This window comes from Haloferax gibbonsii ATCC 33959 (assembly GCF_000336775.1).
Classification (GTDB): domain Archaea; phylum Halobacteriota; class Halobacteria; order Halobacteriales; family Haloferacaceae; genus Haloferax; species Haloferax gibbonsii.
Genome location: NZ_AOLJ01000028.1, coordinates 265517 through 279798, shown reverse-complemented (window position 1 = coordinate 279798; position 14282 = coordinate 265517). Strand labels below are relative to the sequence as shown.

Annotated in this window: 17 protein-coding genes; 9 read left to right on the top strand and 8 right to left on the bottom strand. The window is 67.2% G+C overall.

Annotated features, from left to right (window positions below; translation table 11 throughout):
* Window positions 1-2: 2 nt before the first annotated feature.
* Window positions 3-833, top strand: coding sequence for an alpha/beta fold hydrolase (locus tag C454_RS19370; RefSeq protein WP_004978344.1), 831 nt, complete (start codon window positions 3-5; stop codon window positions 831-833).
* On the opposite strand, the gene C454_RS19365 is transcribed toward C454_RS19370, so the two are convergent.
* On the bottom strand, window positions 814-1182 hold the full coding sequence (locus C454_RS19365) for a rhodanese-like domain-containing protein (RefSeq protein WP_049905308.1): 369 nt from the start codon (window positions 1180-1182) through the stop codon (window positions 814-816). The two genes, C454_RS19370 and C454_RS19365, sit on opposite strands and share 20 nt — an antisense overlap.
* Window positions 1183-1344: 162 nt before the next feature.
* Here C454_RS19365 and C454_RS19360 point away from each other — a divergent pair, with 162 nt between their 5' ends.
* The 3 genes from C454_RS19360 to C454_RS19350 all read left to right on the top strand — a co-directional run bounded on the left by C454_RS19360 (window position 1345) and on the right by C454_RS19350 (window position 4290).
* The gene (locus C454_RS19360; RefSeq protein WP_004978341.1) at window positions 1345-1950 is read left to right on the top strand and encodes a class I SAM-dependent methyltransferase; all 606 of its coding nucleotides are present in this window, start codon (window positions 1345-1347) and stop codon (window positions 1948-1950) included.
* 793 nt (window positions 1951-2743) lie between these two features.
* Complete coding sequence (locus C454_RS21085) at window positions 2744-3271, top strand: hypothetical protein (protein WP_233510451.1); 528 nt, start codon at window positions 2744-2746, stop codon at window positions 3269-3271.
* A 143-nt stretch (window positions 3272-3414) separates the two neighbouring features.
* Window positions 3415-4290, top strand: coding sequence for an amidohydrolase family protein (locus tag C454_RS19350; protein ID WP_004978335.1), 876 nt, complete (start codon window positions 3415-3417; stop codon window positions 4288-4290).
* Between the two features lie 55 nt (window positions 4291-4345).
* On the opposite strand, the gene C454_RS19345 is transcribed toward C454_RS19350, so the two are convergent.
* Together C454_RS19345 and C454_RS19340 are read right to left on the bottom strand one after the other, a co-directional pair.
* Window positions 4346-5110, bottom strand: coding sequence for an enoyl-CoA hydratase/isomerase family protein (locus C454_RS19345; RefSeq protein WP_004978333.1), 765 nt, complete (start codon window positions 5108-5110; stop codon window positions 4346-4348).
* A gap of 81 nt (window positions 5111-5191) precedes the next feature.
* Window positions 5192-5830, bottom strand: a complete 639-nt coding sequence (locus tag C454_RS19340) for a helix-turn-helix domain-containing protein (protein ID WP_049905307.1) — start codon at window positions 5828-5830, stop codon at window positions 5192-5194.
* 91 nt (window positions 5831-5921) lie between these two features.
* Between C454_RS19340 and paaA the strand changes: the two genes are divergently transcribed.
* The 5 genes from paaA to paaE are packed head-to-tail and all read left to right on the top strand — an operon-like array spanning window position 5922 to window position 8620.
* Window positions 5922-6866 carry a 1,2-phenylacetyl-CoA epoxidase subunit PaaA gene (gene paaA / locus C454_RS19335; RefSeq protein ID WP_004978329.1) on the top strand — a complete coding sequence of 315 codons (945 nt, stop codon included), beginning with the start codon at window positions 5922-5924 and terminating at the stop codon, window positions 6864-6866.
* A gap of 5 nt (window positions 6867-6871) precedes the next feature.
* A complete protein-coding gene (gene paaB / locus C454_RS19330) occupies window positions 6872-7192 on the top strand; it encodes a 1,2-phenylacetyl-CoA epoxidase subunit PaaB (protein WP_004040859.1) in 321 nt (106 codons plus the stop codon).
* A gap of 2 nt (window positions 7193-7194) precedes the next feature.
* Entirely contained in the window at window positions 7195-8013 is an 819-nt protein-coding gene (paaC, locus tag C454_RS19325) for a 1,2-phenylacetyl-CoA epoxidase subunit PaaC (protein WP_004978327.1), read from the top strand.
* On the top strand, window positions 8006-8449 hold the full coding sequence (gene paaD / locus C454_RS19320; protein WP_004978324.1) for a 1,2-phenylacetyl-CoA epoxidase subunit PaaD: 444 nt from the start codon (window positions 8006-8008) through the stop codon (window positions 8447-8449). The genes paaC and paaD overlap by 8 nt, the downstream gene beginning before the upstream one ends.
* A 3-nt stretch (window positions 8450-8452) precedes the next feature.
* Complete coding sequence (paaE, locus tag C454_RS20895; protein ID WP_004978321.1) at window positions 8453-8620, top strand: 1,2-phenylacetyl-CoA epoxidase subunit PaaE; 168 nt, start codon at window positions 8453-8455, stop codon at window positions 8618-8620.
* Window positions 8621-8813: 193 nt separating this feature from the next.
* On the opposite strand, the gene C454_RS19315 is transcribed toward paaE, so the two are convergent.
* From C454_RS19315 to C454_RS19295, 5 genes are all read right to left on the bottom strand, one after another.
* Complete coding sequence (locus tag C454_RS19315) at window positions 8814-10265, bottom strand: aldehyde dehydrogenase family protein (RefSeq protein ID WP_004978319.1); 1452 nt, start codon at window positions 10263-10265, stop codon at window positions 8814-8816.
* Between the two features lie 68 nt (window positions 10266-10333).
* Window positions 10334-10717 carry a PaaI family thioesterase gene (locus C454_RS19310; RefSeq protein ID WP_004978316.1) on the bottom strand — a complete coding sequence of 128 codons (384 nt, stop codon included), beginning with the start codon at window positions 10715-10717 and terminating at the stop codon, window positions 10334-10336.
* Window positions 10718-10798: 81 nt separating this feature from the next.
* Window positions 10799-11527 carry an ABC transporter ATP-binding protein gene (locus C454_RS19305; RefSeq protein WP_004978314.1) on the bottom strand — a complete coding sequence of 243 codons (729 nt, stop codon included), beginning with the start codon at window positions 11525-11527 and terminating at the stop codon, window positions 10799-10801.
* Window positions 11524-12288 (bottom strand): ABC transporter ATP-binding protein, encoded by a 765-nt coding sequence (locus tag C454_RS19300; RefSeq protein WP_004978312.1) that lies wholly within the window; start codon window positions 12286-12288, stop codon window positions 11524-11526. The genes C454_RS19305 and C454_RS19300 overlap by 4 nt, the downstream gene beginning before the upstream one ends.
* Entirely contained in the window at window positions 12281-14281 is a 2001-nt protein-coding gene (locus tag C454_RS19295; RefSeq protein WP_004978310.1) for an ABC transporter permease, read from the bottom strand. The genes C454_RS19300 and C454_RS19295 overlap by 8 nt, the downstream gene beginning before the upstream one ends.
* Window position 14282 lies beyond the last annotated feature (1 nt).

Below are 14282 nucleotides of genomic sequence, written 5' to 3'. Positions count from 1 at the left end.
GCATGGCGTTCGCTCGAACAAACGGTATCGACACCTACTACGAACGGCGGGGCGAGGGACCGCCGGTGGTCTTCGTTCACGGCGCGGTTCTCGACCACGGCCAGTGGGACCGCCAGACTGAGGCGCTGCGCGACGACTACACGACAATCTCGTACGACATCCGGGGACACGGCCGGACCGGCGGCTCGGAGCCGGCGACGTACTCGATGGAGCTGTTCGCCGACGACCTCGCGGCGCTCGTCTCGGAGTTGGACCTCGACCGGCCCGTGGTCTGCGGACTCTCGACCGGCGGCTGTGTCGCGCAGGCGTACGCGATGCGATACCCAGATAGGCTCTCGGGGCTCGTCCTCGCGGACACGTTCTCCCCGGTCGTCTTCGACCGTCTCGAACGGTTCCAGCGACTCGTCGTCCCTCGGTTGACGATTCCGTTCGTTCGACTCGTCGGCTACGAGCGCGTCGAGAAGGTCATGGTCTGGTTCCAAGAGCGGCTGTCGGGAACGCCCGCGGGCGGCGACTACGGAAACGTCGAGCGTCTTCGGGAGCGCGGCCCGCCGATGGCGACCGACGAGTTCGCGAAGGTGATTCGGGCGGTCAGTCGGTTCACCGACTCGTCGGTCGTCCTCGGCGACATCGACGTCCCGACGCTGGTCCTGTACGGCGAGAACGAACTCCCGTTCGTGCGCAGGCACGCCGCGGCGTTCGGCGACGGGATTCCGACCGTCACGGTCCGCTCGGTTCCCGGGGCAGGTCACGCGTCGAACCTCGACAACCCCGCGTTCTTCGAGGACGCTCTTCGGGAGTTCCTCGACGGCCTCAGAACAGTCGCCAGATGAGCGACCGGAGTTTGTAGCCCAGCGACCCCCGCTGGTAGCCGTTCCACCCGCTCATGCCGCCCGCGAGGGTCGCCGCGTCGTATCCCTCCTCGCGGAGGAGCCCCGTCGCCCGCTTCGCGACGATGCCCATCTTACAGACGACGACCACGTCGCGGTCCCGCGGAATCTCGTCCAGCCGACCTCGAAGCGAGGCGTCGTCGCCCGACCGGAGGTCGTCGTAGACGGGGACGTTGCGGCTCCCCTCGATTGCGCCGCGCTGGTAGTTCGACTCGGGGCGGATGTCGAGGACGAAAGGGTCGTCGCCGTCGGCGAGGCGGGCGTCGAGTTCGTCGGGGCGAATCGTGGTCACGGCTCTCCCCACGTCGCTGGCGCGGAAAGCGCTGGTGCTTCCGGCGGCCCGGTGCTCTACCGACGGCCCGCCGACCGTCGTCGGTCGCACGGGCGTTCGACGCCGTCCCGTCCGCCGGGAACGACGCCGTAGCTTGAACACGGCGGTCCGCGTAGCGCCCCTATGGAGTGGGACGAGCGCTACCGGACCGGAACGTACCCGACCGACCCCGAGCCGTCGCCGGTGTTACGGTCGTACCTCGACGAACTGCCCGAGGGTCGCGCCCTCGACGTGGCGGCCGGAAACGGCCGCAACGCGCTCTTCCTCGCAGAAAACGGCTATCGAGTCGACGCGCTCGACCAGTCGGGTGAGGGGCTCAGTATCATCGACGAGCGCGCTCGGTCCCGCAGATTCGCCGACCGCGTGGAGACGATTCAGGCCGATGCGACGGCCTACGACTTCTCCGAGTCGACGTACGACCTCGTCACCATCAGCTACTTCCGGACGCTGGACCGCCTCGCAGACATCAAAGCGGCGCTGAAACCCGGCGGCGTCCTGTTCTACCAGCACCACCTGCGGGCCGACCCGCCGGCGACGGTCGGGCCGAGCACCGACAGATACCGTTTCGACTCCAACGAACTGCTCCGGGCCTGTCTCGACCTCACCGTACTCTACTACGACGAGTCGACCGAACTCCGCGACGACCGACGCTCCGCGACGGCGACGATTATTGCGCGGAACACGAAGGGTGGCGCGCAGTCGTATCCGCGGAGAGGAATAGAGCAATAATAAAACCGACACACCAAATCGGGAGTGGCATAGGATTCCTGATGCGCGTTATAACGACCGAAGTAAAATAAATCATAGAGAGTTTCTGAAACACTCGTCTTTTTATTCCGAGTTGAATTGCGCTCACACCCGATATCAGACCGCTTTTTCAGGGCACCGACAGTAGAGTCAGAAACATAATATAGGTTTGAAAGGTAGTTTATCTAAATATCTGTTGCGAGACTGCCCGGCGACGCGCTGTCTTCTTTTGAGAAAGTGTTCGAATAATATTGTTTTTCAACGCTCCCCCGGACCAGTCGGTCGGCGAGAAGATAGGGTCCGATCGATGTCCCGGACACGAAGTCGGACTACCGGCCCGCCCGGATTCGGTTCTCTAATCTGAGAAACACATATGTTCTTTCGGGTTCGAACCGATGGTATGTCAACGGACTGGTTCGCTGAATCGGGTTCGACGGGAGAGGTGACCGTCGAAGAGCGCGACGGTGCGTGGTTTCTACAATCAGCCGAGTCCGAATCTGACGTGAAATGTATCTTTGAGGACGACAGCTCGCTCTCGGCTTCGTCGGGCCCCCAACGAGTCAGTATCACCGTCTCGAATTACATGAGAGGGCGCGGCAACGAGGTGAACTACCTTTTCGCCTCAATCGGAGACGACCCATCGAGCTCGAGTTCCAAGGCCACGGAATCGTCGGCGAATCGGGACGGAGTTGCGGCCTCGAACACAGATTCAGGCGACACCGAGACTCGGAATCCGACCCGAACGCTCTCGGAACTCACCGGGAGCGGGGCGTACGTGACGGTGGAGGCGACCGTCGACGAGGTTTCGTGGGTCAACAAGAACGACCCCGAGACGCCGGACATCCTCGGCTACCTCACCGACGAGAGCGCACCCGAAGGCGTCGTGTTCGTCGTCCCCGAGGGCGTGAGCCACCCGTACCTCGGCGAGGGCGCGCGGTTCGAGTTCGCCGGTGCGAAGGACCACCACTACCGCGCGAAAGACCAAGTACAGCTGCTGATAACGGACGCGACGCAGTTCACTCAGCTCGCGTCGTCGGATGAAGGCGTCCACGGGTCGGGACGCGGCGACGGGCGGGACCGGGGTCGGTCACCGGGCGACCGCGAGAAACTCGGAAGTCTTCGAGACATCGCAGAGAGCGCCATCGGCGACGAGACGTTCGTCGAGACGCAATCGGGCGACGACTCGCTCGTCGGGGCGGCGAAGCGTCGCGCTCGAAAACAGCAGCGTGACCCCGCCATCGACCCGCGAACGCGCGCCCTCGCCGAGGACGAAAGGGAGGGTTCGAACCGAGACGACGACTGAGCGGCGAGCCTAACCGGATTGGCCGGTGACTGATTGGGCTGCGCGTCGAATCGCCTCCCGTGGCGGTACGCCAACGCCGCCGCGCCATCATTCGGTTGGCTCCGTCCGTTCGATTTTTATCGCTCCGCGACAGTCATACACGAATGACCGTGTTGGATTGGCTCGACGAGCCGCGCATCATCGACACGCACGCCCACCAGCCGACCGCGGAGTTCCTCGAAGACGCCGGCGGCGAGATGATGCGGGACGCGGCGAACAGGTTCGGCGCGGAGATGGAGACGTGGAGCTACGAGGAGATGATAGCCGAGTACCGCGAGCACAACATCGGGCGGGCGGTGCTCCTCGGGTGGGACGCCGAGACGAACACCGGAAATCCGCCGGTTCCGAACGACTACGTGGCCGAAGTGAGAGACGACCATCCCGACTTCTTCGTCGGCTTCGGGAGCGTTGACCCCCTGAAAGACGACTGCGTCGAGGAGGCGGTTCGGTGCGTCGAAGACCTCGGTCTCTCGGGGTTCAAGTTCCAGCAAATCGCACAGGGGTTCGACCCGAGCGACGACGAGCACGCGGAGTTGTTCGACACTATCGAGGACCTCGGCGTGCCGGTCGTCTTCCACGGCGGGAACTCCACCCTCGGCGCGTGCTCGCCCGGCGGTCGCGGCCTGAAAATCAAGTACGGAAACCCGATGCTCATCGACGACGTGGCCGCCGAGCATCCGGACCTCCAGATTCTCATCGCCCACCCGGCGTACCCGTGGGAGAGAGAGCAACTCGCCATCTGCCAGCAGAAGGGCAACGTCTACATGGACCTCTCGGGGTGGCTCCCGAAGTACATCGACGAGCAGGTGCTCCACTACGCCAAGACCGTCCTGCAGGACAAGGTGATGTTCGGCACCGACTACCCGATGATTCGGCCGGGCCGGTGGTTCGAGTCGTTCGAGGAGCACTTCGACGCCTCCGAGGAGGTGAAGCGAAAGCTCCTCTGGGAGAACGCGGAACGGTTCCTCGGCCTCGACTGAGGCGGGACAGAACGGGACGGCCGAGACGAGACGAAACGGGCCGGGACCGGCGTCCTCAGTCGAACTCCGGCCGCCGCTTTTCCAAGAACGCGGAAACGCCCTCCTCGTGGGCGTCGGTGTCGTAGGCGAGGGTCTGCGCGTGCGCCTCGCGTTCGAGGCCGTCGGTCCACGACCGGCCGAGATTCGCGTGTATCGCTTCCTTCGCCAGCGCGAGCGTCTCCGTCGGCTGTGCGGCGAGCGTCTCTACCGTCTCGTCCACGGTGGCGTCGAGGGCGGCGGCGGCGACCGCCTCGTTCACGAGGTCGAGTTCGGCGGCGCGCTCGGCCGAGATGAGTTTCCCGGTGAAGGCGAGTTCCTTCGCGGCCCGGAGGCCGACCAACCGGGGGAGCGTCACCGTCGCGCCCGCGTCGGGGACGAGACCGACGTTGACGAACGACGCGCCGAACCGAGCGTCGCGGGCGGCGTAGGCGAAGTCGCAGGCGGCGACGACGGAGGTCCCCGCGCCCACGGCGTCGCCGTTGACGCGGGCGACGACCGGCACCGGAGCGGTGAGAATCGCCTCGGCGACGCGGCCGAGGGTGCCGCGGACGCGCTCGTAGGCCTCGCGGGCGGTCTCGTCGCGCTCGGCCATCGCCCGAATGTCGCCGCCGGCGCTGAAGGCGTCGCCGTCGCCGGTTATCACCGCGGCGTCGAACGCCTCGGGCGTCAGTTCTTCGAGCGCCGCCGAGAGCTCTCGGGCCACGTCGGCGGTGAACGCGTTTTTCGCCTCGGGTCTGTCGAACGTCACGGTCCGGACGCCGTCGGCGTCGTCGACTCGCATACCCGCGCTACGGGGACGCGGGGTAAATAGCCTCGCCGGCGGACCGCCGGGCGAGCCGAGCGAGTCGGCCGCGGTCCCGGCTCATGCGAGCAGCGCCCCGAACACCGACTGTTGCGCCCGGCGGAGCCGTTCGAGGAACGCCGACTTGCTGATTCCGAGTTCGTCCGCCACGTCCCGAGCCGTGATACTCCGGGGGAGGTCGAAGTACCCCATCTCGACGGCCGCCCGGAGGGCGGCTTCCTGCGCGGGCGTGAGGTCCCACGCCCGACCGATGGGCGATTCCTCGTCCGCCCGGAGGGGGTAGACGCGCTGGAGTTGGATACCGACGGTGCCGCCGGCCGTCTCCATCACGCCGCGGAGCACGTCGTAGCCGACGACCGCCCCGCGCATCGTCGCGCCGCCGTCGTCGTACCGCATCGACTCGACGAGGAAGCCGGCGTCGACGAGCTCGTGAACGACGCAGGGGTGTTTCGAGAGACAGCGGAAGGTGTACGTGTCGTCGCCGCGGGTGACGTGGAGGTAGCGGATGGCGTCGTCGGCGTCGAGGGCCTCGGGGAGTCGGTCGTCCGCGGGGGCCGAAAAGTGAAGCAGGACGTTGCCGTCGGCGCGGAGTTGCGGCGCGTTCGCGTCGACCGCGACTGGAACCGCGTCGGTCGCCCGCGCCAGGGGGCAGTCGTCGCCGTCGATTCGGAACTCGGCCACCAGGCACTCCGCTATCATCGGCGTGTGCATACGCGGCACGGATATAAAAAGGCAGGCCATGGACGGGTCAATTCGTAAGTAGTTATAGATGATAGTTCCTGATAGACCAATGGACCTCGAAACCGTCAAAGAACGAGCGGGCCCGCGGCAGTTCGCTCCGAAAGACGACATGCCCGAGGAGTACCGCAAGGCCGCGACGCGGATGATTCAGTTCCACGCGAACAGCGAGGTGATGGGCGGCTACCTCGAAAAGCCGTTCATCCGGCAAGCGCCGAGCATCGACCGAAAGCTGGCGTTCTCGGCGAAGGTACAGGACGAAATCGGCCACGCGCAACTGCTCTACCGCGCGGCCGAGTCCCTCGGCGTCAAGACGCGCGACGAGATGCTGGACGAACTCGCCCGCGGCGACGGCAAGTTCCTCAACTGCTTCCACTACCCGATGGAGTCGTGGCACGAGGTGCCGATGATAGCCTTCTTCGTCGACGGTGCGGCCATGCACCGGCAGGCGACGCTCAAGAACACGTCGTGGACGCCGTACGCCCACGCGATGGACAAAGTGTGCTTCGAGGAGGGCTTCCACGTCAAACACGGCGAGTCCATGCTCTCCGAGTTGATGAACGGGTCGAAGGCGACCCAAGAGAAGACGCAGGCCGCCTTCGAGACGTGGTGGCCGCGAATCATCCAGTTCTTCGGCCCGACCAACGACAAGTCCGTCCACAACGACTTCGCCCAGGAGGTCGGCCTGAAGACGAAGTCCAACGACGAACTGCGCGACACCTTCCTCGACACGTACGTCCCGAAGGCCGAGAAGTACGGCCTCGTCGTCCCCGAGTACCCGCGCATCGAGTACGACGAGGAACTCGACACCTACCACGTCAACGAGGACGACCTGAACTGGGACGAGTTCTGGACCATCGCCAAGAACGCCTCCGAGGGGAGCCACGAGCAGATCAACTCCCGGGCACAGGCACAGGAGGCGGTCGAGTGGGTGCGCGAATCGATGCACGGCTGGGAGGGCGCGTCGGGGGCCGGAACCCCGCAGGCGGCGGACTGAGAACCATGATTTGGGAAGTGTTCAGACAGGACAAACCGGGAGCGTACCACAAACACTGCGGCAACGTCCACGCGCCGGACCGCGAGCTGGCGCTCCAGTTCGCGGCCGTCCAGCACGGCCGGCGGATGAAGACCCACAGCCTGTGGGTCGTCCCGCACGACGAAATCGGCGAAATCGACGCCGACGAGACGAGCTTCGGCGGGACGACCGACAAGACCTACCGCTGGGCCACCTCGTACACGGACATCGAACCGGCCGCGCCGGAAGTCGCCGAAAGCGAGGCCGAGCAGGCCGACGTGGAGAAATCGCTCGAGGCGGACAGCTAACCATGCCAGCGACGCTCAACCCCGAAGACCTCGACGCCGAACAGCGCGCCGCGCTCGAAGAGCTGCTGTTCCGCCTCGCGGACGACGAGTACGTCCACGGCGAGCGCCTCATCGAGTGGCAGATTTACGCGCCGACGCTGGAATCCGACCTCGCGTTGGCGAACGTCGCACAGGACGAGTTCGGCCACGCTCGGCTGTGGTACGACCTGCTCGAAGAGCTCGGTCACACCGAGGCGGAACTCATCTGGGAGCGCCCCGCCGACGAGTTCAGGCACGCCACGCTGGTCGAACTCCCGTTCGCGGAGGGCGACTGGGCCGACGTCGTCCTGCGGAGCTACCTCTACGACGCCGCCGAGCGCCTGCGCCTCGACGCGCTCGTCGACACCAGCTACGCGCCGCTCGCCGACCGCGTCGGCAAGGTGCTGAGCGAGGAGCGCTACCACCTCGAAAACGCCCAGAGCTGGCTCGACCGCCTCGCCGAGGGCGACAGCCGCGACCGGGTGCAGGACGCGCTCGACCGGCTGTTCCCCCACGCGCTCTCGCTTTTCGCCGAGCCCGAACACGAGGCGGCGATCGTCGACAACGGCTTCCGGACGATGTCTACCGCCGACCTCCGCATCGAGTGGCTGGAGACGGTCATCCCGTACCTCGAATCGCTCGGGCTCGACGTGCCCGAACCCGACGAGGTCGAGCGCCCGAGCGCCCGCGGCCGCGACGGCACCCACACCGACCACTGGGACGAACTGGCCGCGGAGTTCCGGCGGACGTACGATGAGCTCGAAGCGCCCGAGCCGGCGAGAATCGGCAGGGAGCGTGTCTGACGTGAGCGCCGACGACGCGCCCGAGGCGACCGCCTGCGGCTACACGGAGTACGCCGACGGCGAGGTCCCCGAGGGCTTCCCGAAGACGGGCGTCGGAGCCGCGGGCGTCGAAGCCGACATCTGGGACGCCCTCTACGAAATCGAGGACCCAGAGATGCCGGTGAGCATCGTCGACCTCGGTCTCATCTACGACGTTCGCGTCGTCGAGCGGGAGGGCGAAGACGGCGAGGCGAAGACGCTCGGCATCGTCGAGATGACGCTGACCTACACCGGCTGTCCGGCGCGCGACTACCTCGAAAACGACGTGCAGTGCGCGATTCTGTCGGCCGGCGTCGACGAGGCGTCCGTGCGACTCCGGTTCACGCCGGAGTGGACCGTCGACATGGTGACCGAGGCGGGCCGCGAGGCCCTCCGCGAGTTCGGACTGGGGGTGTGAGCGATGCGCCGCTTCGACCCCAGCACCGAGACGACGGGCGAAACGTCGGGCGCGGAGTGCCCGTACTGCGACGGCACGAACACCGTCCGCGAGCATCCGAAGGGGCCGGGACTGTGCCGGTCGATGCACTTCTGTAACGACTGTCAAGAGCCGTTCCAGCGGTTCGAATAGCATCGGCGGAGAGACTGGAGAAGAGCGGTTTTTCTGGAACGACCTCCGCGGAGAGCCGAGGCGGTCGGTCCGGGGACGACGGGTCGCGGTCCGGAGCGTTCAGTGGGAAGTGGGTCGAGGGCCGAGGCGTTCAGTGGGAAGTGAGTTGAGGGCCGAAGCGTCCAGCGGATTACGGGCCGAATTGGCGGCCGAGTCAGCCGATGTTGAGGTTCACGTTCTTCGCCTGCGTGAACTCGCGGACGGCCTCCGCGCCCTGCTCGCGGCCGTGGCCGCTCTGTTTCGTGCCGCCGAAGGGCGTCTGCGGGAACGTCACCGGGTACTCGTTGACGCTGACCATTCCGTAGTCGAGCGCGTCGGCGACGCGGTGGGCGCGAGAGAGCCCCTCGGTCCAGACGCCGGCGAGAAGCCCGTACGGCGAGTCATTGGCGAGTTCGATCGCCTCCGTCCGGTCCGAGAACTCGGTGACGACGAGGACCGGGCCGAATATCTCCTCGCGGGCCACGGTCATGTCGTTCGTCACGTCGGTGAGGACCGTCGGCTCCACGAAGTAGCCGGTCTCCTTGTCCTCGGGGACGCCCCCGCCGCAGGCGATGGTCGCGCCCTCCTCGACGCCGAGGGAGATGTACTCCAACACGTCCTCGCGGTGGGACTCGCTGACGACCGGCCCCATCCGACCGTCGTCGTCGATGCCGGAACCGAGCGGGGTCGACTCGGCGCGCGCGACGATTCGCTCGACGAGGTCGTCGGCCACGTCCTCGTGGACGAGCAGGCGCGACCCGGCCCAGCACATCTGGCCGGCGTTCATGAAGATGCCGTAGTGGACGCCCTTGGCGGCGGCGTCGAGGTCGGCGTCGGGGAAGACGACGTTGGGGCCCTTCCCGCCGAGTTCGAGCGTGACGCCGGTCACGGTGGCCGCGGCGTCGGCCATGACGCCCTTACCGACTTCGGTGCTGCCGGTGAAGGTGACGTGCGCCACGTCGGGGTGCGAGGCGAGCGCCGACCCCGCCTCGGACCCGCTCCCGGGAACCACGTTCACCACGCCGTCGGGGAGGCCGGCTTCCTCGGCCGCGAGGCCGTAGTAGAGCGCCGAAAGCGGCGTCTGGCTGGAGGGCTTTACCACCGCCGTGTTGCCGCAGGCGAGCGCCGGCGCGAGGCTGCGCCCCGCGAGTTGGAAGGGGTAGTTCCACGGGACGATGTGTCCGGTGACGCCGAGCGGTTCGCGGGTCGTGTAGTTGACGCGCCCGCCGGGGACGGGGTTGTACTCGCCGGTCACCTTGTCGGTCCACCCGGCGTAGTAGCGGAAGGTGTCGACGACCATCTGGACCTCCATACCTGCCTCGAACGGCGTCTTGCCGTTATCGTGGGACTCGACGAGCGCTATCTCGTCTTTCCGCGCCTCGATGGCGTCGGCCATCGCGCGCAGTTTCTCGCCGCGCTCGGCCGCGCTCGTGGTCTCCCACTCGCCGCCGCGAGCGCCCGCCGAGTTCGCCGCCCGCACCGCGGCGTCGACGTCCGCCTCGCCCGCGCGGGCGACCTCGGCGTACGGCGCTTCGGTCGCCGGGTCGCGCGTCTCGATGGTCTCGTCCGATGCCGCGGCTACCCAGTCCCCGTCGATGTAGAGACTGGTCGGTCCACTGTATTCCATTACGAAATACCCTTTTCGCGCATAATATTAACTATTGTTGATTACTAACTGCGCGGCGGGCGGGGAACTCAACCGGTCTTGTAGACTCCCCTCGCAGTCGCCACGTGATTCCCGTCCGTCGCGTACACGTCCACGTCCACGGTTCCCACGTCGCCGCCGAGTCGGACCACGTCGGCCTCGGCGCGGAGGTCACCGGTCCCCGCGTTGAGGTAGTCGATTCGCATGTCGATAGTCGGGACGGGCTGGTCGACCTCGCTGACGAGCGCCGCGCCGCCGACCGTGTCCGCGAGAGTGAACGTCACGCCGCCGTGGGCCATCACCCGGTCGGCGTTCCACGACAGTTCCTCGCGCATCTCGATGCGACCCTCCGCGTGCCCGTCTGCGGCCTCGGTGACTTCGACGCCCAAGAGCCGCGCGAACGGCATGCTCTCGAAGAACTCCTCGATGTCCATGCCACCACTTCGCACAGGTGCGTTAAGTTCGTTTCGTCGGTCGGCCCCGACCGAGCGACCGGCGAGACGCCGGTCGCTCAGTCAGTCGGCCATCGAGACGCCGAGGTACCGGTCGAGGACCTCGTCGGCGGCCGCGACCTCGTCGGCGGGGCCCTCGTGGACGACCCGGCCCTTGTCGAGGATGTAGACGTAGTCCGCGGCGTCGAGGGCGACCTGCACGTTCTGTTCGACGAGGAGGATGGTCGCGCCGTCGTCGTTCAGTTCCTCGATTTTTCGCTGGACCTGTTTGACGATAGCGGGCGCGAGCCCTTCGGTCGGTTCGTCGAGCAACAGGAGGTCCGGCGCGGAGACGAGCGCGCGGGCGATAGCGAGCATCTGCTGTTCGCCGCCCGAGAGGTTCGCCCCCCGGCTGTTCCGGTGGCGCGCGAGGTTCTCGAACTCGTCGACGACGGCGTCGACGCTCGGCTTCTCGACGTCTCGCCGACCGCCGATGCGGCCGATTTCGACGTTCTCGGTGACGGTCAGGCCGGGGAAGACGCGGCGCTCCTCGGGGACGAGCGCGATGCCCTCGCGGGCGGTCTTCTCCGGCGACAGCGTCGTGATGTCCGTCCCGTCGAAGGTGATGGTCCCCGCTGACGGCGGGACGTTCCCGAGGATGCTCCGGAGCGTCGTCGTCTTGCCGACGCCGTTGCGCCCGATGAGCGTGACGACAGACCCCCGCGGCACGTCGAGGTCGATGCCCTGCAGAACGCGGGTCGACCCGTACCCCGAGACGAGTCCGCGGACGGACAAGAGCGGTTCGTCGCTCACGCCTCGACACCCCCGAAGTAGGCCTCGCGGACCTCCGGGTCCTCCGAGACGGCCTCGGGCGTCCCCTCGGCCAGCACCTCGCCGCGGTGGAGGACCGTGATGCGGTCGGACACCCGCATCACGAGGTCGATGTCGTGTTCGATGAGCAGGAGCGTCCGGTCCGACAGCACCTCGTCGATGAGGTCCATCGTGGCCCGCGTCTCCTCGGCGCTCATGCCGGCGGTCGGTTCGTCCAGAAGCACCATGTCCGGGTCGGTGGCGAGCACGATGGCGATTTCGAGCCGGCGCTTGTCGCCGTAGGCGAGCACGTCCGCGGGTTCGTCGCCGCGGCCCAGGAGGCCGGACCGGTCGAGCACGCGGTCGGTGTGCTCGTTCACGTCGTCGAAAGCGTCGCTTCGCCGAAGGTACTCTTCGACCGGCGTGAAACCGCCCTCGCGGGCCGCCTGCGCGGCGAGGCGGACGTTCTCGCGGACCGTGAGCCCCGAGAAGACGTTCGTGATTTGGAACGACCGGCCGAGGCCGCGGCGCACGCGCTCGTGCGGCGGGAGCGCGGTCACGTTCTCGCCGTTGAACGTCACGGTGCCGCGGGTCGGCCGGAGCGCGCCGGTCAGGAGGTTGAACGTCGTCGTCTTGCCGGCCCCGTTGGGGCCGATGAGACTCCGGAACTCGCCGCGTTCCACGTCGAGGGTCACGTCGTCGACGGCGACGAGCTTTCCGAACTCCTTCGTCAGGTTCTCCGTCCGCAGTATGGGGTCACTCATGGCGGTCTACCTCCGGGTCGGTGACACCGGCCTGTTCGCCGACGCGGTCGCGGAACCGGTCGCCGACGGCCGATTCGAAAAGCGGGTGGTCGGCCACCGTCCGCGGGAGCGACACGAGCCCCCGCGGCACGAAGATGACGAACAGGACGAACAGCACGCCGATGGCGAGCTGCCACTGGTCGATGTACGACGAGAGCACGTCCTCCGCGGCGACGAAGACGCCCGCGCCGAGCATCGGTCCGTAGAGCGTCCCCATGCCGCCGAGGACGGTCATCACGATGACCTCGCCCGAGTTTATCCAGTGGAGGAACGACGGCGCGACGTAGCCGTTGTTGGCGGCGAACAGTCCGCCGGCGAGCCCTGCGAGGCCGCCGGAGACGACGAAGGCGCGGCGCTTGTAGGCGGTCACGTCGTAGCCGATAAAGGAGGCGCGCTCTTCGCTCTCGCGGATGGACTGCAGCACCGAGCCGAACGGCGCGCGGATGAGGCGGCGGGCCAGCAGGTACGACCCGACCACGACGGCGAGGAGGAAGTAGTACTGGACGACGCCGCCGTCGAGGACGACCGGTCCCAGCGGGACCGCGAACTCGCCGGGGTCGATGCCGAGGCCGGCGAGGCCGTAGAACGCGTCGACGCCGAACAGGCCGTCGGAGCCGCCGGTGAAGTCGAACTTGAACACGGCGTTGTAGAACAGCTCCGCGAACCCGAGAGTTATCATGGCGAAGAACACCCCGGACACGCGTATCGAGAGGTAACCGACGCCCCACGCGATGGCCGCGCAGACGGCGACGGCGACGACGAGCGCGACGAACACCGACGGCGAGACGTGCATGAGCGTGAGGACCGAGGCGTACGCGCCGACCCCGTAAAACAGCGTGTGACCGAGCGAGACGAGACCCGCGTAGCCGAGCACGAGGTCGAGGCTGAGCGCGAACAGCGCCCAGATGAGGATGTCTTCGAGGAGCGTCACGGAGTAGGTGACGCCGGTCACCTCCGCGAGAAGCGGGACGACGAGGAGCGCGCCGACGCCGGCGTAGCCGAGTTTCGCGCGCGTCTCCGCGGACAGCACGCCGCCGCCGGAGCCGTGGAGGAGCGCGCCGTCGTGGTGGTCGCCCGCGCCGACGCTCGTGCCGAACAGCCCCGTCGGCTTGACGACGAGCACGGCGATCATAAGCAGGAAGACGATGAGTCCCTCCAGGAACGGCGCGTACGTCCGGGCGAACGTCTGGACGAGGCCGACGAACAGCCCGCCGACCACGGCCCCGCGGAACGACCCGAGGCCGCCGAGAACGACGATGACGAACGCCGGGATGATGACCGAACTCCCCATCGTCGGGCTGACGTTCTGGTACGCGCCGAGGACGATGCCGGCGACGCCGGCCAGCGCCGCGCCGAATCCGAACGTCAGGGTGTAGTAGCGGTCGATGTCGATGCCGAGGGTGCGGACCATCTCGCGGTCCTCGGAGCCGGCGCGGATTATCATCCCGAAGCGGGTGCGGTTCAACAGGAGCCACGTGCCGAGCGCCAGCGCCGACCCGAAGACGATGATGCCGTAGTTGTACAGCGAGTAGTTGAACCCGAACAGCGCGACCGGCTGGTCGAGGACCGAGGGAACCGGAAACGGCTGGGCGGACTTGCCCCACACCGACGTGATGAGGTCGTTGATGATGAGGACGAGTCCGAACGTCAGGAGGATGTGGTACAGCGGGTCGCGGCCGTACAGCCGCTTGACGGTGAGCCGCTCGATTCCCATCCCGACGACGCCGACGAGGAGGGGCGCGACGACGAGCGCGACCCAGAAGCCCGCGCCGCCGAGGGGGCCGGCGATGGCGAACGCGAAGTACGCGCCGAGGGCGAACAGCTCTCCGTGGGCGAAGTTGATGACGTCCATGACGCCGAAGATGATGGAGAGCCCGGCCGCGAGCAGGACGTACACCATCCCGACGACGAGCCCGTTGAGGACCTGCTCGGCGACGGCACTAGCGACCGACATG

Coding starts and splice junctions, on each gene's coding strand:
- C454_RS19310 (WP_004978316.1), bottom strand. CDS start 10,717: ATGGACATCGAGGAGTTCTTCGAGAGCATGCCGTTCGCGCGGCTCTTG.
- C454_RS19370 (WP_004978344.1), top strand. CDS start 3: ATGGCGTTCGCTCGAACAAACGGTATCGACACCTACTACGAACGGCGG.
- paaB (WP_004040859.1), top strand. CDS start 6,872: ATGATTTGGGAAGTGTTCAGACAGGACAAACCGGGAGCGTACCACAAA.
- C454_RS19345 (WP_004978333.1), bottom strand. CDS start 5,110: ATGCGAGTCGACGACGCCGACGGCGTCCGGACCGTGACGTTCGACAGA.
- paaE (WP_004978321.1), top strand. CDS start 8,453: ATGCGCCGCTTCGACCCCAGCACCGAGACGACGGGCGAAACGTCGGGC.
- paaC (WP_004978327.1), top strand. CDS start 7,195: ATGCCAGCGACGCTCAACCCCGAAGACCTCGACGCCGAACAGCGCGCC.
- C454_RS19360 (WP_004978341.1), top strand. CDS start 1,345: ATGGAGTGGGACGAGCGCTACCGGACCGGAACGTACCCGACCGACCCC.
- C454_RS19350 (WP_004978335.1), top strand. CDS start 3,415: ATGACCGTGTTGGATTGGCTCGACGAGCCGCGCATCATCGACACGCAC.
- C454_RS19295 (WP_004978310.1), bottom strand. CDS start 14,281: ATGTCGGTCGCTAGTGCCGTCGCCGAGCAGGTCCTCAACGGGCTCGTC.
- C454_RS19315 (WP_004978319.1), bottom strand. CDS start 10,265: ATGGAATACAGTGGACCGACCAGTCTCTACATCGACGGGGACTGGGTA.
- paaA (WP_004978329.1), top strand. CDS start 5,922: ATGGACCTCGAAACCGTCAAAGAACGAGCGGGCCCGCGGCAGTTCGCT.
- C454_RS19340 (WP_049905307.1), bottom strand. CDS start 5,830: ATGATAGCGGAGTGCCTGGTGGCCGAGTTCCGAATCGACGGCGACGAC.
- C454_RS19300 (WP_004978312.1), bottom strand. CDS start 12,288: ATGAGTGACCCCATACTGCGGACGGAGAACCTGACGAAGGAGTTCGGA.